This window comes from Pseudonocardia kunmingensis, from assembly GCF_006716445.1.
Taxonomy (GTDB): Bacteria; Actinomycetota; Actinomycetes; order Mycobacteriales; family Pseudonocardiaceae; genus Pseudonocardia; species Pseudonocardia kunmingensis.
In genome coordinates, this window is sequence record NZ_VFPA01000001.1 from 904,972 (window position 1) to 924,453 (window position 19,482).

Below are 19,482 nucleotides of genomic sequence, written 5' to 3' on the forward strand. Positions count from 1 at the left end.
CCGTCATCGCGTGAACGCCCCGCCCGCCGCGCTGCTCGACGCGCGCTACCGGGTGGGCCCGCTGCTGGCCCGCGGCGGCATGTCCGCGGTCTACCGGGGCACGGACATCCGGCTCGACCGGCCGGTCGCGATCAAGGTGATGGAGCCGCGACTCGCGGCCGACCCCGCATTCCGGGCCCGGTTCGAACGCGAGGCCCGCTCGGCGGCGCGCATCGACCACCCCGCCGTCGTCGACGTCCACGACCAGGGCGAGCACGTCAGCGACACCGGGCACGACAGCGCCCTCGGCCTCGGTGACGGCCCGCTGCTGTTCCTGGTCATGGAGCTGGTGGAGGGCGGCACGCTGCGCGACGTCCTGCGCGCCCGTGGCGCCCTCGGCGTGCCGGCCGCCTTCGCGGTGATGGAGCCGGTACTGGCGGGGCTCGCGGAGGCGCACCGCCTCGGGATGGTGCACCGCGACGTCAAGCCGGAGAACGTGCTGATCAGCCGCACCGGCGAGGTCAAGGTGGCCGACTTCGGGCTCGTCACCGCGGCCGCCCAGTCGCGCGCCAGCAGCGCGGGAATGATCATGGGGACGGTCGCGTACCTGTCCCCCGAGCAGGTCGCCACCGGTGCCGCCGACGCCCGAAGCGACGTCTACGCCGCCGGCATCCTGCTCTACGAGCTGCTCACCGGCGCCCCGCCCTACACCGGCGACACGGCGATCTCGGTGGCCTACCGGCACGTGAACTCGGACGTGCCGCCGCCGTCGCAGATCGCCGGGGACGTACCCCCCGAGCTGGACGCGCTGGTGCTGCGCGCCACCCGCCGCGACCCGGCCGCCCGCCCCGCCGATGCGGCGGCCCTGCTGGCGGAGCTGCACCGGGTGGCCGTGCGGCTCGACGTGCCGCGGGTTCCGCCGCCGGTGCCACCCGCCCGACCCGTCGAGGACCAGGACACGGTCCCCGCGGCGCCGCGCCGCCTCACTTCGGGTGCCGCGACCGGCGCGCACGCGGGGCCAGGGGGCACCCGCGCGATGCCCCGCCCTGTCGACGACGGCCCACCGCCCCACCTGCGTGCCCGCAGGCGCAGCAGGCGGGTCTTCGCGGTGTGGATCGCGATCGTCCTCGTGCTGGCGATGCTGGTCGGCGTCTCGGCGTGGTGGCTGGGCAGCGGCCGGTGGACGGCGATGCCGCGGCTGGTCGGCCTCGAGGAGTCGGCGGCCCAACGGGTGCTCGCCGACGCCGACCTCGTCGGGCGCCTCACCGAGGCCCACCACGACGACGTCGACGCCGGGCTGGTCAGCGCCACCGACCCGCCGCCGGACGCGCGGCTGCTGCGCGGCAGCACGGTGACCGTCACGGTCTCCTCAGGTCGCCCGACGGTCCCGGACGTCGCGCCGGGCACGTCGGTGGCCGCGGCGGAACAGGCGATCCGCGAGGCCGGCCTCACGCCCGTCCGCAGCTCCGAGGCCACCGAGGACAGCGACTCGGTGCCGGAGGGCGCCGTCGTGCGCACCGATCCGGAGGCCGGCGAGGAGGTCGCGACCGGTGAACCCGTCACGATCGTGGTGAGCAGCGGCGAGGGCGAGCCCGAGACCGTCCGGGTGCCGATGGTGATCGGCGAGGACTACGAGGACGCGGCCGACATCCTCGAGGAGCTGGACCTCGAGGCCGAGGAGGAGACCGCGTTCCTCATCGGCCGCGAGAACGGCCGGGTGATCGGCCAGGACCCCCCGGCAGGCGCAACGGTCGACAGGGGAACGACGATCCACCTGAGCACGGTCTAAGCGGCAGCCCAGCTCGCACCTTGGAGCCTTACTGCTGTTCAGCGGCCGAAAAGACAGCAGTACGGCTCCAAGGTGCGGGCAGGAAGGTGCGTCAGCCGCGCAGCATCTCCGCCACCAGGAAGGCCAGCTCCAGCGACTGCTGGGTGTTCAGGCGCGGGTCGCAGGCCGTCTCGTAGCGGCCCGCCAGGTCGGTGTCGGAGATCTCCTGCGCGCCGCCGAGGCACTCGGTGACGTCCTCGCCGGTGACTTCGACGTGGATGCCGCCGGGGTGGCTGCCCAGCGCGCGGTGGACCTCGAAGAAGCCCTGCACCTCGTCGACGATCCGGTCGAAGTGGCGCGTCTTGTACCCGGTGGTGGACTCGACGGTGTTGCCGTGCATCGGGTCGCACTGCCAGATGACCTTGTGGCCGGACGCCTCGACCTTCTCCACGATCGCCGGCAGCACGTTGCGGACGCGCCCGTTGCCCATGCGGCTGACGAGCGTGAGGCGGCCCGGCGTGGCGTGCGGGTCGAGCCGCTCGACGTACTCGACGGCCAGCTCCGGCGTGGTGCTCGGGCCGATCTTGAGCCCGATCGGGTTGGACAGCAGCTCGGCCAGCGCGATGTGGGCGCCGTCGAGCTGGCGGGTGCGCTCCCCGATCCAGAGGAAGTGCGCGGACAGGTCGTAGAGCCGCGGCTCCGGGCGCGAGGCGTCCAGGCGCAGCAGGGCCCGCTCGTAGTCCAGGAGAAGGGCCTCGTGGCTGGCGTAGAACTCCACGCTGTGCAGGTTGTGGTCGTCCACACCGCACGCGTCCATGAAGCGCAGCGCGCGCTCGATCTCCGCGGCGATGTCCTCGAACCGCTCCCCCGCGGGCGAGGTGCGCACGAAGTCCTTGTTCCAGTCGTGGACCATCGTGAGGTCGGCCATGCCGGTGGCGGTGAGTGCGCGCACCAGGTTCATCGCCGCGCCGGCGTTGGCGTACGCCCGGACCATCCGCGACGGGTCCGGCACCCGCGCGGCCGGGTCGGCCACCAGCGAGTTGACGATGTCACCGCGGTAGGAGGGCAGGCCGAGCGCGTCCAGCGGGGCGCTGCGCGGCTTGGCGTACTGCCCCGCGATGCGACCGACCTTCACGACCGGCAGCGACGCGCCGTAGGTCAGCACGATCGCCATCTGCAGGATCGTGCGGATCGTGGCGCGGATGTGCGGCTCGGTGTTGTCGACGAACGTCTCGGCGCAGTCGCCGCCCTGCAGCAGGAACGCCTCGCCGTTGGCCACGGCCGCCAGCCGCTCCTGCAGCCGGTCGACCTCCGGCGGCAGCGTCACCGGCGGGACGCTCTCCAGCACCGTGCGGACGTGCGCGACGTGCGCGGCGTCGGGCCAGTCGGGCTGCTGAGCGGCCGGACGGGAGAGCGCGTCGTCGAGCCGGGCCCGCAGGTCCGAGGGCAGCGGGGGCAGCTCGGGCAGCACCTCGACAGGTGCGTCGACCGTCCAGTTCACGAGGTCCAAGGGTAGGCCGTGCGCCGGAAGACCTCCGCGTCGGACCTGCGCTGGGCCGGACGGCCCCCTCCCCCGGTGCCTCCGGCCGACCCGACGTGGCCGTGATCACCCGATCGGCCCGATTCCACAGGGGACTCCACGGGGCACTCCGTCGCCATGGCAACTCTTCTGTGGATCCTCGCAGTGGTCCTCGTCGTCGCCGGCGTCTTCGCGATCCTGCGCAAGCAGCTCATCTGGGGCATCGTGCTCATCATCGTCGGCCTGCTGGTCGGCCCCGGTGGGGTGAGCATCTTCGCCTGATCCGGGCGGCGTGGTCTGCGCTCCTAGCGCGCGGCCACCGCCGCCTCGATCGCGTCCCACCGTCTGAGGTTCAACCGGGCGTCCGCGAGCGCGTCGTGGGCGTCGGGGGTCGGTGACGGGAGGGGAGGACGCCCGGCGTCCTCCCACCGTTGCCGCAGCTCGCGGGTGAACCGGGGCAGCGCCCGCGGCAGCGCCGGCATGGCGCCCCACAACTGGCACAGCGCCACGTGGTCGTACGCCGCGATCCACGCCCACAGCTCCACCTCGCCGGGGGCACCGGTGAGGAACTCCAGCAGGTCGGCCCGCAGCCGCGCGCGCGACCGCCACGCCCGGTCGGCAGGCGAGGGCAGCTTCGGCAGCACGTGGGCGCGCACCCACGGGCCGGCCCGGTCGGGGTCGAACTCCGTGGAGACGGCGTAGAACTCGCGTCCGTCCTCCCCGACCACGCCGATCGACACCAGGTCGATCGTCGTCCCGTCCTCGATGAACTCGCAGTCGTAGAAGAACCGCACGTCGGCAGGTTAGAGGACGCCGCTCCCGACGCTGCGGGTGCGGCCGCCGGTCGGTGCGGTCGTCAGTCGTCGCCCTCGTCCGAGGAGTCCTCGGACGAGCCGGTCGCGGAGTCGTTCGAGGAGTCCTTCGCGGCGTCCTTCGACTTCTCGTCCTCGTCGGAGTCCTCGTCGCCCGCCATCTCCGCGGCGGCGGCGCCGCTCGCGGCCTCGGCCGCGGGCGGCGGCGGAGTCGCAGCGCTCGAGGCCGCGGGCGGTGGGTTCGTCGGCCCGGCGTCGTCCGCGGCCGCCGGCGGTCGCGGGGGCGGGGCCTGCGTCTGCGTCCGCGGCGCGCGGGTGCGCTCCCGGGTGACCGGCGGCTGCGTGGCGCGCGCGACCGGCTCCGGCTCGGCGCTCGGTTCGGGGCTCGGCTCCGCGGTCGGCTCGGGGGCGGGCGGTGCGGGCGCCGAGGTCTGCACCGGTGCGATCCGCGGGGTCGCGGCGTGCTGGTCGGTGGTGGGACCGCGCAACCAGGACGCCCATGCCGACGTTGCGGCGACCACCACCACGGCCACCACGCCGAACACCGCCCAGGGCGCGACGCCCGCGATCCAGGAGCGCGGCGCGACGGGGGCCTGCTCCTGCACGACCCGCGGGAGCTTCGTGGTGGGCCGGTCGTCGTCCCCGGCGATGGCCGTGGGCTCGTCCAGGCCGTCCCCGACGTAACCCGGCTCGCCCACCGCGTCGCCACGGGTGTCGTCCGCGGGATCGTCCCGGAGGTCGTCGAGGCGGATGTCGTCGCGGAGGAAGTCCTCCGCGGGTGCCGGGACGGCTGCATCCTCCCGGAGCGGATCGTCCGACACTGCCACACCCCCTCATCGCCGCGTGCGATCGGCGTATTACATCGTGCGTTCGGCGGAGCCGAGCGCCGGCGGCGGTTCCCGGAGCTAGCCGGCGCGCGTCCCCGGGACGCGGCTTGCGTCGCGGCCGTCCCCGCCCTCGTCGGGGGCCGGGGGCTCGGCGGGCGCCTGCTCCGCCGCGGCCGCCCGCTCCTTCACCGAGGCCGCGTAGAGGTCCACGTAGGTCTGCCCGGAGAGCTCCATGAGCGCGTACATGATCTCGTCGGTCATCGACCGCTCGATGAACCGGTCGCCCGCCATCCCGGCGTACCGCGAGAAGTCCAGCGGCGCGCCGATCTTGATGCGCACCTTCCGCGGCCGCCAGATCCGGGAACCGATCGGGTTGACGCGGTCGGTGCCGATCATCGCGACCGGGATGACGGGCACGCCCGCCTCCAGCGTCATGCGCGCGACGCCGGTCTTGCCCTTGTACAGCCGCCCGTCCGGCGACCGGGTGCCCTCGGGGTAGATGCCCAGCAGCTTGTCCTCGCGCAGGAGCCGGACGGCGGTGTCCATCGCGGCCTGCGCCGCCGACCCGCCGGACCGGTCGATCGGCACCTGGCCCACGCCCGTGAAGAAGATCTTCTTGAACCAGCCGACGAGCCCCGGCTGCGTGAAGTACTCGCGCTTGGCGAGGAACGTGATCCGCCGCGGGACGAGCAGCGGCAGGAAGAACGAGTCGGCGACGGCGAGGTGGTTGCTCGCCAGGATGGCACCGCCCCGTTCGGGGACGTGCTCGAGGCCCTCGATCGAAGGCCGGAAGAACAGTCGCAGCAGCGGACCGAGGAGCACGAACTTGGACCACCAGTACAGCACCTGGGCGTGCCCCCTCCACCTCGACCGCGCCAGCCTACGGACGCACGCGACGCGCCGACAACGGGCACTCGCGATCGGGCGCGAACTCCTCCCCATCCTCGCCCCGGCGTGTCAGGATGGGGCTCCCGCCGCGTGCGCTCCCCGGCTCCACGGCGACGCGTCCGGGCCGAGCGGCCCGTGCAACAGGGAGGAGGCCGCGTGAACCGGGATCCCGACGAGCGCGCGCAGCCCGACGGCGCCGCGCCCGACGAGTTCGAGGCGATCGTGGCCGGTTGGCGCCGCGAGGGCGAGGTGCCCGAGTGGCCTGCCGACGTCGATCCGCCTGCGGGCCTGTTCGAGTCGCCGCAGGCGCCACCACCGCCGCGCTCCCCCGATCCGGCGCCGCCCACCGCTCCGGTCCCGCTTCCCGAGGACGAGCACTTCGTGCCGCCCGAGCCGCCGCCCCTGCCGCGGCTGGGCCCGCCGGCGCTGGTCGGGCTCACCCTGCTCGCCCTGGGGCTGGTCCTCGTCGTCTCCCCCGGGCTGTTGGGCGTGTCCGAGCCGTACGGGCTCCCGTTGGGTCTGGTGGGACTCGCGGCCGGCCTGGGCTGGCTGGTGCTGCGCCTGTGGCCGGACCCGCCGGACCGCGACGACGAGGACGACGACGACGGCGCGGTTCTGTAACACCGCGTTGGGCGAACGGCGCTCAGCGCGCGGGGCGGGCCAGTTCGCGGGCCAGCTGAGCGGCACCGACCACCGCGGCGGCCTCACCCAGCTGCGCCGTGCGGATGCGGGCGAGCGGACGCCGTCCTGCGCCGGTCACGGTCGCCGCGTAGTGCTCGCGCGCCTCGTCGAGGAACAGCGGCGCCGACACCGAGACACCGCCGCCGATCACCACCAGCTCCGGGTCGAAGACGTCGGCCACGAGCGCGAGACCCTGGCCGAGCCAGCGGGCCAGCTCGTCCATCGCGGCGCAGGCCACGGCGTCGCCGTCGCGGGCCGCCGCCGCCACCCGCTGCCCCGTCACCCGCCCCGGGTCGCCCGCGACCAGGCGGCGCAGCAGCGGGGAGCGGCCCGGGTCGCGGGCCAGCAGCTCCACGGCCGTGGTGGCCAGCGCGGTACCGCTGCAGTAGCGCTCCCAGCAGCCGTTCTTCCCGCACGGGCACGGCCGGCCGTCCGGCACGACCTGCAGGTGGCCCAGCTCGGGGGCCACCCCGAACGCGCCGCGGTAGAGCTCGCCGTCGATCAGCAGGGCCGAGCCGATGCCGGTGCCCAGCGCGACGAAGACCACCGTGGACGCGCCCGACGCGGCCCCGAAGTGGCGCTCGGCCAGCGCCGCGGCGTTGGCGTCGTGCTCGACGACGACCGGGAGCCCGATCCGCTCGGCGATGCGGTCGGCGACGGGCGTGTCCCGCCAGGACAGGTGCGGCGCGAACCGGACGCTGCGCCGGTCCGGTGTGACGAACCCGGCGAGCGCGAGGCCGACGGCCCCGATCGGGTGCCGGGCCGCGAGCTCGCCGATCACGCCTGCGAGGGCCGCCTCCAACGCGGTCTGGCTGCGCGGCGTCGGCGTGCGCGCGGTGTCGTGGACGTTGCCCTCCGCGTCGACCACCCCGGCCCGGACGCTCGTACCGCCGACGTCGACCCCGATCGTCAGCACGAGGCCTGCCGATCCACGTGGATGCGCTGCACCCGCCGCGACGGCGCGGGCTCCGGCGGCGCGGCGGCGCCGGGAGCGGGCCCGCCCTCCTCGAGCGCGGCCCGCAGGACGGCGACGAGCCCCGACGCGTGCTCGGCCAGCCGGGCCGCCAGCTCGGGGCGTTCCCCGCGCAGGGCCGCGACGACGGCGCAGACGGGGCACACGGCGCAGGTCCCGGCGCCGGTGGTCGCGGGCTCCTCGCGCAGGCGCTCCAGCACGGGGTCGACCTTGTCGAGCGCGCCCAGGACGAGGGTGCGCAGCTCCTCACCGATGTCCGCGCCGGCTCCCGGATGCGCGTCGCAGCCCGTCACCGGAGCCAGACCGCGGGATCGGGGACGAACGCGACGCGCAGGTCGTCGCCGTCGAGGTGCGCCCCGGTGGCGGTGCAGCGGCGCAGCACCGACGGCAGCGCGAGGACCCGCCGCGTGCCGCCCGTGGTGATGGCCAGGTCGTCGTCGATGCGCGTGATGTCGAGCTGTCCCCGCGCCGCGCCGGGCAGCGCCACGACCAGTTCGAACGCCGAGTCCGGCGAGGTGCCGCTGCCCGCCGTGCGGCGGACCTGCAGCAGCGGCGGTGCCGCGTCCTGCGTCGCCGCGGCCGGGTCGTCGGCCTCGTACAGGACCCCGGCCAGCTCCCGCAGCGCGGGCAGGCCGGTGGGCTCGGTCGCGGTGTGCTCGGCGATCCGCAGCGGCAGCGGCAGCGCGTCCAGCTCGGCGAGGACGGCCTTCTGCTCGGCGTGCCGCTCGCGCAGCCAGCGCCCGGCGGGCCCGCGCAGCGACGCAGGCGCCTCGGGCAGCACGCGGTTGGCCACCAGCCCGTCCACGCGCAGGCCGTGCAGGGCCAGCGCGGTGAGGGTGCGACGGGTCTCGGCGACCACCACCCGTTCCGGAGTGAGCACGAGCCGGATCGACGTGTCCGGGTCGGCCAGCAGCTCGCGCAGCCCCCGCAGCTGCTCGGCCAGCGCGTCCAGGGCGTCGACGGCGCGGTCCCAGGCGGGCTGCGCGTCGCGGCCCGCGCCTGCCAGGCCGGTGAGCAGCCCGCGCACGGCGCGGCGGTGGGCCGGGAACAACCGCTCCAGGTAGGCGGTGAAGGCCTCGGGGAGGCCGAGCAGCCGCAGGGTCTCGGCGGTGGGGCCGCAGTCGACGACGACGACCTCCCACAGGCCGCTCTCGACGAGGCGGCGCACCTCGCCGAGGGCCAGCAGGTCGTCGACGCCGGGCAGCACGGTCAGCTCGTCGGCCACCAGCTCGTCGACACCGGCCCCGGCCAGCAACGTGCCCAGGTGCCCCTGCAGCCGCGACCACGCGCCGTCCAGCAGGGCGCGCGCGTCGACGTGCGCGGCGTACAGGCCCGCCTCCACCTCGACGGGCTCACCGCCCAGCTCGACCTCGAGCGCGTCGCCGAGCGAGTGCGCGGGATCGGTGGAGACCACCAGCACCTTGCGCCCCGAGCGCGCGAGCGATGCGGCGGTGGCCGCGGCGAGGGTGGTCTTGCCGACGCCTCCCTTGCCGGTGAACAGGACGACGCGCACGACGCGGAAGGGTAGCCGCGGGATCAGGCGCCGGCCGTCAGCGGGGCCGTCACTTACCGGTCTCCACGCGGCGCTTCAGCCCCTTGAGCGCGGTATCGATGATCACCTTCTCGGCCTTGCGCCGCAGCATGCCGATCATCGGGATGTTCAGGTCGACGGCCAGCGAGTACGTCACCGTCGTCTCGCCGCCCCGCTCCGCCAGCGTGTACGAGCCGTTCTGCGCCTTCTGGATCTGGCCCTTCACCAGGGTCCAGCTGACCGAGCGGTCGTCGGGCGCCCAGGTGTAGTCGAGGGTGTAGGAGTCCTTGATGGGGCCCGCGTCCATCGTGAACCGCACGCGCTCCGCGCGCCCGTCCCCGCCGCTGCTGAGCACCTCGACGCTCTTCACCTGCGACGCCCAGTCCGGGTAGGCGGGAAAGTCGGCGATCACGGCCATCACACGCTCCGGTGGCGCGGAGATGGTGATCGAGGAGGTCGTCGCGTCGGCCATGCCGGGCACGTTACCGGTGGGTTCGCGGTGCGCGGTCACCAGCGCAGCACGTAGGGGGTGGCGCTGCTGCGGAAGTGGCCGACGTTCACGCACTCGGTGCGCCCGATCCGCACCCGGGGGGCGAGCGGCTGGTGGACGTGGCCGAACAGGGCGGCACGCGGACGGTCGCGGCGCACGACGTCCAGCAGCGCGCGCGACGCCGCCTCCGCGCGCCGGGTGACCACGTCGAAGGCGAGCTCGGGCACCGCCGGTGGCACGTGGCTGCACAGCACGTCGAGCGGCTCGGTGCCGTCGAGGCCGTGGACGGCAGCCGCGAACTGCTCGGCGGGCACCACGTGCGGCGTCCACGGGCCGCCCGGGCGCGGCGTGACGCCGGGCGGCAGCGGCGCCCCGCCGACGAACCCGAAGCGCAGCCCGCCGATCGTCACGACCTCGCCGTCGACCAGCTCGAGGCCGGGACGGGCGTACTCCGGCCACAGCAGCGGCACGTCGACGTTGCCCGGGATCGCGTAGGTGGGCGCGGTGACGGCGCCGAACACCCGGTCGTACTGCTCGCGCACCGCCTCCCGCACGACGGCGGGCGCGTCGGGCACGCGGGCCCACGCGTCGCGGATGTAGGCGATGAGCTCCTCGCGGGCGCCCGCCGTGCGCAGGCGGGCGAACTCGCTGCTCACCTGGGCGCCGAGTACCCGGCCGAGGATGCCGCCCGTCGGGTCCCGGTAGTCGACGTAGTCGACGAGGTCACCCAGGACGATCAGCGCGTCGGCGCCCTCCCCGGCCCGGGCCAGCGCGTCCGCGGCGCCGTGCACGTCGGAGACCACGTGCACACGCATGCCGCCCAACCTACCGACGCGGCGGCTCCCCCGGTTCACGCCCCGCCTCGAGGCGCTGCTTGCACGCGAACGCGATCGCCTTGGCGGCGCGCTGGCGCCGGCGCGCCTCGGCCGCCGCGCGCCGGGGCGGCGCCGGGCGCGGATGACCGTCCGGGCCCGGCGGGTCGGCACGCAGGTAGTAGTGCAGCACCGTGCCGTCGAGCACCGGCTCCAGCCACACCTCCATGCTCCCGACGAGCGCGCCGCGCACCGTCCAGCGCATCCCCTCGTCGCCGCGGTCGGCCATGACCTGCAGCTGCAGGTCCGGCCAGAGCACCGGCCACCGCGCCGGCACCGCGAACTCCGCGGCCACCACCGCAGGCGGGCACGCGAGGAACGTCTCGTCGATCACGTCCACCGAAGGCACGGGGACAGCGTGCCGGACGGCCGCGCGTGCTCACGGCCCCAGGCCCGCGCAACGAACGGCACTTCCGTCGGCTAGGGAGCGACGAAAGTGCCGTTCGTTGCGGTGGGGCGGGCCTCGCTGCCGCGGCGTTCGCCCTGACGGTGCGGGCTACCGCGGGGTAGGTTGCCCACTTACCAGAGCCAGTGCCGGTCAGGAGGTCCTGCGTGCGCGAGTACAGCGTCCCCGCCACCGTTCGCGTCGGTGACGAGGAGAACCTCCTCGACGCGGTGTTCGACAACGCCGAGCACCACGGGCCGTCGGTCGTCTACCGGCTCCGCGACGCCTCCGGCGGCTGGTCCGACGTCACGTGCGCGCAGTTCGCCGAGCAGGTCGTCGACGTCGCCCGGGGCCTGGTCGCCGCCGGCGTGCGGCCCGGCGACCGCGTCGCGCTGCTGTCGCGCACCCGCTACGAGTGGTCGCTGCTCGACTACGCGATCCTCGCCGCGGGCGCGGCCACGGTGCCGATCTACGAGACGTCGTCGGCCGAGCAGATCAGCTGGATCCTGTCCGACTCCGGTGCCGTCGCGGCGGTCGTCGAGTCGGGCAAGCACGTCGGGCTGGTCGACAGCGTGCGCGCCGACTGCCCGGAGCTGCGGCACGTGTGGCAGATCGAGCCCGCCGAGGGCCGGCGGGCCGCCGTCGACGAGCTGCTCGCGCTGGGCGCCGACACCCCCGCCGACGAGGTGCGCGCCCGCACCGCGGCCGTGCGTGCCGACGACCTCGCCACGCTGATCTACACCTCCGGCACCACCGGCAGGCCCAAGGGCTGCGAGCTGACCCACGGCAACCTGGTCAGCGAGGTCAAGGCGTGCGTCAGCATGCTGCCGCAGCTGCTCACCGACAGCGGCTCCGTGCTGTTGTTCCTGCCGCTCGCGCACATCTTCGGCAAGGTCATCCAGTGCGGCGCGCTGTACACCCGCACCGTCGTGGCCCACACCCCCGACGTCGCCCAGCTGCTGCCCGACCTCGCCGCGTTCCGGCCGACGTTCCTGCTCGCCGTCCCGCGCGTGTTCGAGAAGGTCTACAACGGCGCCCGCCAGCGCGCCCACGACGACGGGAAGGGGCGGATCTTCGACGCCGCCGCCGACACCGCGATCGCCTGGAGCCGCGCGCAGGACACCGGCGGGCCCGGGCTCGGCCTGCGCCTGCGGCACGCGCTGTTCGACCGGCTCGTCTACGGCAAGCTGCGCGCGGCCGTCGGCGGCAACGTCGTGGCCGCGGTGTCCGGCAGCGCCCCCCTCGGCGAGCGGCTCGGGCACTTCTTCCGCGGGATCGGGCTGCCGATCCTGGAGGGGTACGGGCTCACCGAGAGCACGGCGGGCGTCACGCTCAACGCCCTGGGCGCCCAGCGCATCGGCACCGTGGGCCGTCCGGTGCCCGGGCATTCGGTCCGGATCGCCGACGACGGCGAGGTGCTGCTCAAGGGCCCGATCATCTTCCGCCGGTACTGGCACAACGAGACCGCCACCGCCGAGGCCCTCGAGGACGGCTGGTTCCACAGCGGCGACCTCGGCGAGCTCGACGACGCCGGCTTCCTGCGGATCACCGGCCGCAAGAAGGAGATCCTCGTCACCGCGGGCGGCAAGAACGTCGCCCCCGCCGTGCTCGAGGACCGGCTGCGGGCCCACCCCCTGGTCAGCCAGTGCATGGTCGTGGGCGACGGCAAGCCGTTCATCGGCGCGCTCGTCACGATCGACCCCGACGCCCTGCCCGGCTGGCGGGAGCGCGCCGGCAAGCCCGCGGGCGACGGCGTCGCCGACCTCGTCGACGACCCCGACCTGCGCGCCGAGATCGCCGCCGCCGTCGAGGAGGCCAACAAGGCCGTCTCCCGGGCCGAGCAGATCCGCGAGTTCCGGATCCTCCCGGTCGACTTCACCGAGGCCGGCGGCGAGGTGACCCCCACGATGAAGGTCAAGCGCGCGGTGGTCGCGAAGACGTTCGCCGACGAGATCGCGAGCATCTACCGCACCACGAAGGCCCCAGCCTGACCCGGCCCACGGGATTCGCGGTCAGGGGGGTGTGGGGAGGGGGGTGCCGGTCAGGAGGGCCTGCAGGCGGGCCACGCGTGCCGGCCAGGTCCACTCCCGCTGCATCCAGGCCCGGCCGGCGGCGCCCATCGCCCTGGCCCGGTCCGGGTCGGCGAGCAGCCCGGCCAGCGCGGCGGCCACCGCGGGCACGTCCCGACCGTCGACGACGTGGCCGGTCCGGCCCTCCTGCACGGTCTCCGGCGCGCCGCCGGACGTCCCGGCGACCACGGGCAGCCCGGTGGCGGCGGCCTCCAGTGCCACGATGCCGAGGCCTTCGACGTCGAGCCCGCCGCCCCGGGTGCGGCAGGGCAGGGCGAAGACGTCGCCCACGGCGTGGTGCGCCGGCAGCTCCTCCGCGGGGACGGGCCCGGTGAGCACGACGTGCTCGGCCACGCCCGCGGTGCGGGCGAGCCGCTGCAGGCGCGCGGCGTCCGCGCCGCCCCCCACGATGAGCAGGCGCGCCCCCGGAACGCGCTCGCGCACCGTGGGCAGCGCGCGGATGAGGGTGTCCTGCCCCTTGCGCGCGACGAGGCGGGACACGCAGACCACGAGCGGGGCGTCCCCGAGGCGGTGGCGGCGGCGCAGTTCCGCGCGCGCGGCGGGGTCGGGCCGGTAGCGGTCGGTGTCGATCCCGGACGGCAGGACCTCGAGGGCCGCGCGCGGGCCGAACGCGGCCGCGACCCGGTTGCGGGTGTAGTGCGAGATCGTGGTGAGGACGTCGGCGTCCGCCCCGATCCGGCGCAGGGCCGCCCGTGCGCCGGGCAGCATCGACCACCCCACCTCGTGGCCGTGGGTGCTGCCCACGACCCGCTCGACACCCGCGTGTGCGCGCAGGTGGGGCCCGAGGAGCGCCAGCGGGGCCGCGGCGCCGAACCAGACGGTGCGCGCGTCGTGCTCCCGTGCCAGCGCCACGGCGCGCCGCGCGACGCCGGGCACCGGGAGCATCAACGGCGTCGGGTGGCGGTGCACCGGGTAGGGGGCTGCGGCGTCGAACTCCGGCGCACCCGGCCACGCGGGCGCGTAGACGGCGATCTCCCCCGCGGGGAGCAGGTCGGCGAACGCCCGCAGGTAGGTCTGGATGCCACCGGTGCGGGGCGGGAAGTCGTTCGTCACGAGCAGCGTGCGCGCCACCGCTCGACGCTATCGCCGCGGTCTGGGTGGTCGGGCGGCGGCCGGTCGCCCCGGCCGGCCGCCGCCCGTTCCCGGGGAGCGGACGAGGTCCGTGTCTACAAGCGACGTGCGCTGGTGAGCTTGCGGGAGGTGATGTTCGAGTACTTGACGACGTCGCCCGTCTGGGGCGCGTTGATCATCTTGCCATCGCCGACGTAGATGCCCACGTGGCTCACCGGCTGGTTGAAGAAGACCAGGTCACCGGGGCGCAGCTCGCTGCGCGAGACCGGTGTGCCCACCCGTGCCTGCTGGCTGCTGGAGCGCGGCAGCGTGACGCCTGCCTCCTTGAACGCCCAGGACGTGAGCCCCGAGCAGTCGAACGAGCCCGGCCCCTCGGCACCCCAGCGGTAGGGCTTGCCGAGCATCCTCTGCGCGAACCGGATCGCCTCCACGCCCGCGCCGGTGCCGGTGATCGGGCCGCTCGGCCCACCGACATCCGAACCCCGCCGCGCGCGCTGCTCCTCCGGAGTGAGCCGGTCCAGGAGGCGCTCCGCCTCGTCGATGCGCTTCTCCGCGTCGCGCTTGCGCTTCTCGATGTCCTCTTCGGCCCGCGCGGCCTCGTCGGCCGCGGCCTGCGCCCGTGACACCGCCGCGTCGGCCTCCGCCTGCTTCCGCGCGGTGTCGTCGACCGTGGCCAGCAGCTGGTCGAGCGCTTCGCGGTAGTCGATCGCGACGGTCTCCAGCGCGGACATCTGGTCGAGGAACTCCTGCGGGGAGCCGCTCGCGAGCAGGGCGTTGAGCTGGTCGAGGTTGCCGCTCTCGAACGCCGACATCGCCATGGCGTCGACCTGGGCGCGGAACTTCTCCTCCTCGGCGCGCGCGGCGTCGACGGCGGCCCGCGCGGGTTCGACCGCGGCCTGCAGCGCGGTCAGCTCGGACTGCCGTGCCGCGAAGGTGTCCTTCGCGGCGTGCCACTCCTCGGTGAGGGCCTCCGCCTCGTTCTGCACCTGCTCGAGTTGCGCGGCGGCGCCGGCCTGGTCCTCGGGCGGCGCGGGCTGGGCCACCGCCGGGGACGTGGCGAACAGCATCGCCATGACCGCCAGCAGCACCACCGACGCCACCGAGGAGGCGGACCGACCGCGGCGCACTCGACGCTCGGACCGGCGCACCCGGGACCGGGAGCCCGGAGAGGTACGTCGACGCGACTCCACGCGGACGGAACTCCTCTCAGCACTCCGCGCGGCCGCCCGATCGGGCGAAGGACGGCACCGATCGGACTAGCGCGCGGTGACCTCGCGTTGCCGTTCGCGGTCGAATGGCTGACGAGCCGCAAGGTCTCGCGGAGATTACGGAGCAGCGGCCGGAGCGTCCAAACCGGGGGTGCCTCGGCGTGGCGCGCTCCCCCCTGTCACCCACAGGCACAGAGCGGAGCGATCATGCGTTCTACAACGCCGTGATCTCACCCTGCGTCACGAGCGCCTCCCTCTTCTCCGGCCTCCAGGGGCGTTCGGCGCGTCCGGGTGGCCACCAGCCGCAATCTCGGCACCAGCCCTTGATCGGCGAGCACGGCGAGCGCTTGCCGCTCCGGTGCGTCGAGCTGCACGATCGGCGCGCCGGACGGCACCTCCGGCGGCCGCCCGTCGTCGACGTTCCCCGCCCCGGACGCCCCGGGTGGGCCCAGCAGCACGCCGATCACGCATTCCCCGCAGGCCGATCCGCGGACCGCGCAGCCGTCACAGTCGATGATCATTTCTGCTCCCTCGACGCTTCGGACGGGTCCGTGGCCGTCCGATGCCCAGGACGCTAGGAGCGACCTCCGACAATTCCGGGCGCTCGCGGTGCCCGCACCCCCGACCGGGCGACCGGGCCGGGCCGTTGCGGAGGCAGCAGCGTGTGGCGGCAGTGCCGCTCAGCCGCGCATCAGGCGCGTCAGCAGCACCGCGGACGGCACGGCGTGCGCCCCGCACGCGCGCACGGACTCGACCACGGCCCGGTCCGACGTCGCGACGACGACCGGCCTGCCCTGCGGCTCGGCGGCCACGAGGTCGCGGATCACGTCGTCGGCGAGCACCCCGGCGTCGCTGAACAGCACGCGCACGCCGCGCGACCCCCGCGGGGGCGCCGTGATCACACCGGCGCCGTCGAAGACGACGGTGACCTCCACGCCGGTGCGCGCGGCGAGGGCGCCGAGCTGGCTGACGAGGCGGGCGCGCTGGTCGGCGAGCGTGAGCTCGGGGTAGCCGGTCTTGCTGACGTTGTAGCCGTCGACCACCAGGTGCAGCGACGGGACGGCGAGCAGCGCGTCCAGCTCGGCGGCCGAGGCGACGGCGCTGCCGCCCCGCGCCGTGCGGGCCCCGGCGACCAGGTCGGCGGGTCGGGGTCCGCCGCCACCGAGCGCGAGCTCGCGGCGCAGGCCGGTGAGCGCGCCGCCGAGGGTGTCGATGAGCAGGGAGAGCCGCACCTCGTCGGCCTTGCGCGCCTCGCGGGCCGCCTGCCGGGCGGCGGCCACCTCGGCCGCGGCGCGGTCGGCGCGGCGGCGTTCGGCCTCTGCGCGCTCGCGCTCGCGGTCGCGTTCGGCGAGGGCGGCGGCGAGGTCGCGTTCGGCGCGCCGGCGCACCTCCTCGACCGCGTCCTCGGCGGCCGTCCGCGCGTCGGTGGCGGCGCGCAGCTTGGCGCCCTGCTCGGACACCCGCCTGCGCAGCTGCTGGTACTCCGTGTCGCGCTGCTGCCCGGCGGTGCGGGCCTGGGCGCGCGCCTCGGTGAGCTCGCCGCGCAGCCGTTCCAGCTCCGCGGTGAGCTTGTCGACGCGGGACACCGCCGCGTCGCGCTCGGCCCGCACCTCCATCGCCTCACCGCGGCGCGCCGCGGCGGCGACGGCCTCACCGGCGTCCGCGTCGTCGCCCAGCAGCGCGGCGGCGGCCGCCATGACCGGATCGTCGGCGGAGGTCGTCAGCTCGCCGGGGCGGTGCTCCTCCCACCACGCGACGACCACCGCGCGGAACATGGCCGACGAGGACAGCTCCGCCGTGAGGGCGGGCCCGCCGAGCTTGGCGCGCTTCGCGGGGGTGAAGCGGGCGAGCCTGCGCAGCGAGGCCGGGACGTCCGAGCTCGGCAGCCCACCCACCGCGGTGGCCGCGAGGTCCGCGAGCCGGGAGCGCACCGCGTCCGGCAGCCGCGTCCAGTCCACCGAGCCGGCGGACGACGCAGCGGACGACGCGGCCCCACCCTGCTCGGGCGGGCCGTGCGCGCCGTCGGACCTCGACATCGCACCAGGTTAGCTGCGTTCCGCCCGGTCCACCGGTGACGCGACGGTCACAATCCGTACGCGCGGTCGGCAACGGACTGTCGGGGGCCGGCGCTAGCGTCCGCCGCCGTGCACGCCCGACCGTCCCAGCTGTCGTTCGACGAGCTCGGTACCCCGCTGCGCGAGGTCACCTTCGTCGTGCTCGACCTCGAGACCACCGGCGGTTCGGCGGGCAAGGACGCCATCACCGAGATCGGCGCGGTCAAGGTGCGCGGCGGCGAGCAGGTGGGCGAGCTGGCCACGCTGGTCGATCCGGGCACGGGTCTCCCGCCCCAGATCGTGGCGCTCACCGGCATCACGTCGGCGATGACGGCCGGCGCGCCGCGGCTGGCGCAGGTGCTGCCCTCCGTGCTGGAGTTCCTGCGCGGCACGGTCCTGGTGGCGCACAACGCCCCGTTCGACTCCGGGTTCCTGCGCGCCGCGTGCGAGCGCCACGGCCAGGCCTGGCCGCGTCCCCCGGTGCTCTGCACGGCGCGCCTCGCCCGCGCGGTGCTCTCCCGCGACGAGGCGCCGAGCGTCCGGCTCGGGGCGCTGGCCGAGCTGTTCGGCACGGACACCCGCCCCACGCACCGCGCGCTCGCCGACGCCCGCGCCACCGTCGAGGTGCTGCACCACCTGCTCGAGCGGGTCGGCAACCTCGGTGTGCAGAGCCTGGAGGAGCTGCTCGCGCTGGCCCGGGAGTCGGCCCCGCACCGGCCCACGCAGCGGCAGCGGCAGAAGCGGGTGCTGGCGCAGGGGGTGCCCTCGGCGCCCGGCGTCTACCTCTTCCGCGGCCCGCGCGAGGAGGTGCTCTACGTCGGCACCAGCGGCGACCTGCAGAAGCGGGTGCGCAGCTACTTCACCGCCGGCGAGCGGCGCAGGCGGGTGCGCGACATGGTGGCGCTCGCGGAGCGGGTCGACACCGTCGTCTGCGCCCACGCCCTCGAGGCGTCGGTGCGCGAGCTGCGGCTCATCGCGGCGCACCAGCCCCGCTACAACCGCCGGTCGCGCCGTCCGAACCACACCTGGTGGGTCGCCCCCACCGCCGAGGCGTTCCCCCGCCTGTCCGTCGTGAACTCGCCCCGCGACGGCGCGCTCGGCCCGTTCCCGTCCCGGCGCGCGGCGGCCGCGGCCGTCGACACCGTGCTGGACGTCGTGCCGCTGCGGCCGTGCACCCAGCGCATCCCCGCCACGGGCGCCTCGGCCACGCCGTGCGCGCTGCACGAGCTCGGCCGCTGCGCCGCGCCGTGCGCGGGCCTGCAGACGCCCGAGGAGTACGCCCCGGCCGTGGGGGCACTGGACGACCTCGTCGGCGGCCGCGACGACGCCGCCCTGCGCGCCGCCGCCGACGAGATCGACGCGCTCGCCGCCCGCGAGCGGTTCGAGGCCGCGGCGCGCCGGCGCGACCAGCTGGCGGCGCTGGTCGTGGGCCTCGGCCGGGCGCAGCGGCTGGCCGCCCTCGCCGCGTTGCCCGAGGTGGTCGGGGCCCGCCCGGACGGTCGCCGGGGGTGGGAGGTCGCGGTCGTGCGGTACGGACGGCTCGCCGCCGCCGGGGTGGCCCGCCGCGGGGTCGCCCCGATGCCGGTGATCGACGCGCTGCGGCTCGGCGCGCAGACGGTGCTGCCCGGGTCCGGGCCGCTGCGGGGCGCGCCGGTGGAGGAGGTGCGGCTGCTGCACCGCTGGCTGACCACGGGCGGCACGCGCCTCGTGGTCAGCGAGCCGTCGTGGACCGAGCCCGCCCGCGGCGCCGGTGCGTGGGGCGCGTGGGCGGAGCGCGCGCGGCCGGTGGAGGTGGACTGAGTGCCGCCCCGCCCCGGGCGCCCGTTCCGCTGCAGGCTCCCACCCGGACGAACGGCACTCTCGTCGGTTCCTAGCCGACGAAAGTGCCGTTCGTCATGCGAATCCCGCTTCCGGGGTCGCCGGAGGCATGGCCTAGTGTCCGGGCCGACCGGAGCCGAGCCGACCTGATCTCGAGGGAGCCGTCGTGATCACCGCGATCGTCCTGGTGCACACCGCCGCCGACCGCATCCCCGAGACCGCGCAGGCCATCGCGGACCTCGAGGGGGTCAGCGAGGTCTACTCCTGCGCGGGCGACGTCGACCTCATCGCCGTCGTCAAGGTCGGCGAGCACGAGGAGCTCGCCGACGTGATCGCCGGGCGCCTCAGCAAGATCGACGGCGTGCGTCGCACCGACACGCACATCGCCTTCCGCTCCTACTCCCGCGCCGACACGGAGGCCACCTTCTCGGTGGGCCTCGACTGACCGCAGGGTTCGCGGGCGGCGACCGCGGGTAGCCGGTCGCTCGTGGGAACGGTCACGGTCGAGCGCAGGCC

The 19,482-nt window shown here is 75.5% G+C and carries 20 protein-coding genes; 6 read left to right on the top strand and 14 right to left on the bottom strand.

Annotated features, from left to right (window positions below):
* Window positions 1-10 precede the first annotated feature (10 nt).
* A complete protein-coding gene (pknB, locus tag FB558_RS04265; RefSeq protein ID WP_170231177.1) occupies window positions 11-1,768 on the top strand; it encodes a Stk1 family PASTA domain-containing Ser/Thr kinase in 1,758 nt (585 codons plus the stop codon).
* A gap of 91 nt (window positions 1,769-1,859) precedes the next feature.
* Here pknB and FB558_RS04270 read toward each other — a convergent pair whose 3' ends face one another.
* On the bottom strand, window positions 1,860-3,248 hold the full coding sequence (locus tag FB558_RS04270; RefSeq protein ID WP_142048296.1) for a class II 3-deoxy-7-phosphoheptulonate synthase: 1,389 nt from the start codon (window positions 3,246-3,248) through the stop codon (window positions 1,860-1,862).
* Between the two features lie 156 nt (window positions 3,249-3,404).
* Here FB558_RS04270 and FB558_RS43065 point away from each other — a divergent pair, with 156 nt between their 5' ends.
* A complete protein-coding gene (locus FB558_RS43065) occupies window positions 3,405-3,548 on the top strand; it encodes a GPGG-motif small membrane protein (protein ID WP_170231178.1) in 144 nt (47 codons plus the stop codon).
* 23 nt (window positions 3,549-3,571) lie between these two features.
* On the opposite strand, the gene FB558_RS04275 is transcribed toward FB558_RS43065, so the two are convergent.
* From FB558_RS04275 to FB558_RS04285, 3 genes are all read right to left on the bottom strand, one after another.
* A complete protein-coding gene (locus FB558_RS04275; RefSeq protein WP_142048298.1) occupies window positions 3,572-4,060 on the bottom strand; it encodes a polyadenylate-specific 3'-exoribonuclease AS in 489 nt (162 codons plus the stop codon).
* A gap of 62 nt (window positions 4,061-4,122) precedes the next feature.
* Window positions 4,123-4,905: a hypothetical protein gene (locus tag FB558_RS43070; protein WP_211366076.1), complete on the bottom strand. Its 783-nt coding sequence runs from the start codon at window positions 4,903-4,905 to the stop codon at window positions 4,123-4,125.
* 78 nt (window positions 4,906-4,983) lie between these two features.
* The gene (locus FB558_RS04285; protein ID WP_142048300.1) at window positions 4,984-5,751 is read right to left on the bottom strand and encodes a lysophospholipid acyltransferase family protein; all 768 of its coding nucleotides are present in this window, start codon (window positions 5,749-5,751) and stop codon (window positions 4,984-4,986) included.
* A gap of 198 nt (window positions 5,752-5,949) precedes the next feature.
* Between FB558_RS04285 and FB558_RS04290 the strand changes: the two genes are divergently transcribed.
* Entirely contained in the window at window positions 5,950-6,414 is a 465-nt protein-coding gene (locus FB558_RS04290) for a hypothetical protein (protein ID WP_142048302.1), read from the top strand.
* Window positions 6,415-6,436: 22 nt separating this feature from the next.
* On the opposite strand, the gene FB558_RS04295 is transcribed toward FB558_RS04290, so the two are convergent.
* The 6 genes from FB558_RS04295 to FB558_RS04320 are packed head-to-tail and all read right to left on the bottom strand — an operon-like array spanning window position 6,437 to window position 10,689.
* Window positions 6,437-7,390, bottom strand: a complete 954-nt coding sequence (locus tag FB558_RS04295; protein WP_142048304.1) for an ROK family glucokinase — start codon at window positions 7,388-7,390, stop codon at window positions 6,437-6,439.
* Window positions 7,384-7,740: a hypothetical protein gene (locus FB558_RS04300; protein WP_142048306.1), complete on the bottom strand. Its 357-nt coding sequence runs from the start codon at window positions 7,738-7,740 to the stop codon at window positions 7,384-7,386. Before FB558_RS04300 ends, FB558_RS04295 begins: the two co-directional genes overlap by 7 nt.
* Window positions 7,737-8,960, bottom strand: a complete 1,224-nt coding sequence (locus tag FB558_RS04305) for an ArsA family ATPase (RefSeq protein ID WP_142048308.1) — start codon at window positions 8,958-8,960, stop codon at window positions 7,737-7,739. The genes FB558_RS04300 and FB558_RS04305 overlap by 4 nt, the downstream gene beginning before the upstream one ends.
* Before the next feature lie 49 nt (window positions 8,961-9,009).
* A complete protein-coding gene (locus FB558_RS04310) occupies window positions 9,010-9,450 on the bottom strand; it encodes an SRPBCC family protein (RefSeq protein ID WP_142048310.1) in 441 nt (146 codons plus the stop codon).
* Window positions 9,451-9,485: 35 nt separating this feature from the next.
* Entirely contained in the window at window positions 9,486-10,283 is a 798-nt protein-coding gene (locus FB558_RS04315; RefSeq protein ID WP_142048312.1) for a metallophosphoesterase family protein, read from the bottom strand.
* A gap of 10 nt (window positions 10,284-10,293) precedes the next feature.
* On the bottom strand, window positions 10,294-10,689 hold the full coding sequence (locus tag FB558_RS04320; RefSeq protein WP_142048314.1) for a polyketide cyclase / dehydrase and lipid transport: 396 nt from the start codon (window positions 10,687-10,689) through the stop codon (window positions 10,294-10,296).
* Window positions 10,690-10,892: 203 nt separating this feature from the next.
* Here FB558_RS04320 and FB558_RS04325 point away from each other — a divergent pair, with 203 nt between their 5' ends.
* On the top strand, window positions 10,893-12,716 hold the full coding sequence (locus FB558_RS04325) for an AMP-dependent synthetase/ligase (protein WP_142048316.1): 1,824 nt from the start codon (window positions 10,893-10,895) through the stop codon (window positions 12,714-12,716).
* A gap of 21 nt (window positions 12,717-12,737) precedes the next feature.
* On the opposite strand, the gene FB558_RS04330 is transcribed toward FB558_RS04325, so the two are convergent.
* The 4 genes from FB558_RS04330 to FB558_RS04345 form a co-directional block, all read right to left on the bottom strand.
* The gene (locus tag FB558_RS04330) at window positions 12,738-13,886 is read right to left on the bottom strand and encodes a glycosyltransferase family 4 protein (RefSeq protein ID WP_142048318.1); all 1,149 of its coding nucleotides are present in this window, start codon (window positions 13,884-13,886) and stop codon (window positions 12,738-12,740) included.
* 95 nt (window positions 13,887-13,981) lie between these two features.
* Complete coding sequence (locus FB558_RS04335) at window positions 13,982-14,977, bottom strand: C40 family peptidase (protein ID WP_142048320.1); 996 nt, start codon at window positions 14,975-14,977, stop codon at window positions 13,982-13,984.
* Between the two features lie 347 nt (window positions 14,978-15,324).
* Window positions 15,325-15,615 (bottom strand): hypothetical protein, encoded by a 291-nt coding sequence (locus FB558_RS04340; protein WP_142048322.1) that lies wholly within the window; start codon window positions 15,613-15,615, stop codon window positions 15,325-15,327.
* Window positions 15,616-15,774: 159 nt separating this feature from the next.
* On the bottom strand, window positions 15,775-17,130 hold the full coding sequence (locus FB558_RS04345; RefSeq protein WP_142048324.1) for an NYN domain-containing protein: 1,356 nt from the start codon (window positions 17,128-17,130) through the stop codon (window positions 15,775-15,777).
* A 108-nt stretch (window positions 17,131-17,238) separates the two neighbouring features.
* Between FB558_RS04345 and FB558_RS04350 the strand changes: the two genes are divergently transcribed.
* Window positions 17,239-18,948 carry a DEDD exonuclease domain-containing protein gene (locus FB558_RS04350; RefSeq protein WP_142048326.1) on the top strand — a complete coding sequence of 570 codons (1,710 nt, stop codon included), beginning with the start codon at window positions 17,239-17,241 and terminating at the stop codon, window positions 18,946-18,948.
* 184 nt (window positions 18,949-19,132) lie between these two features.
* Window positions 19,133-19,411, top strand: a complete 279-nt coding sequence (locus tag FB558_RS04355) for an Lrp/AsnC family transcriptional regulator (protein WP_142048328.1) — start codon at window positions 19,133-19,135, stop codon at window positions 19,409-19,411.
* The last annotated feature ends 71 nt before the right edge of the window (window positions 19,412-19,482 follow it).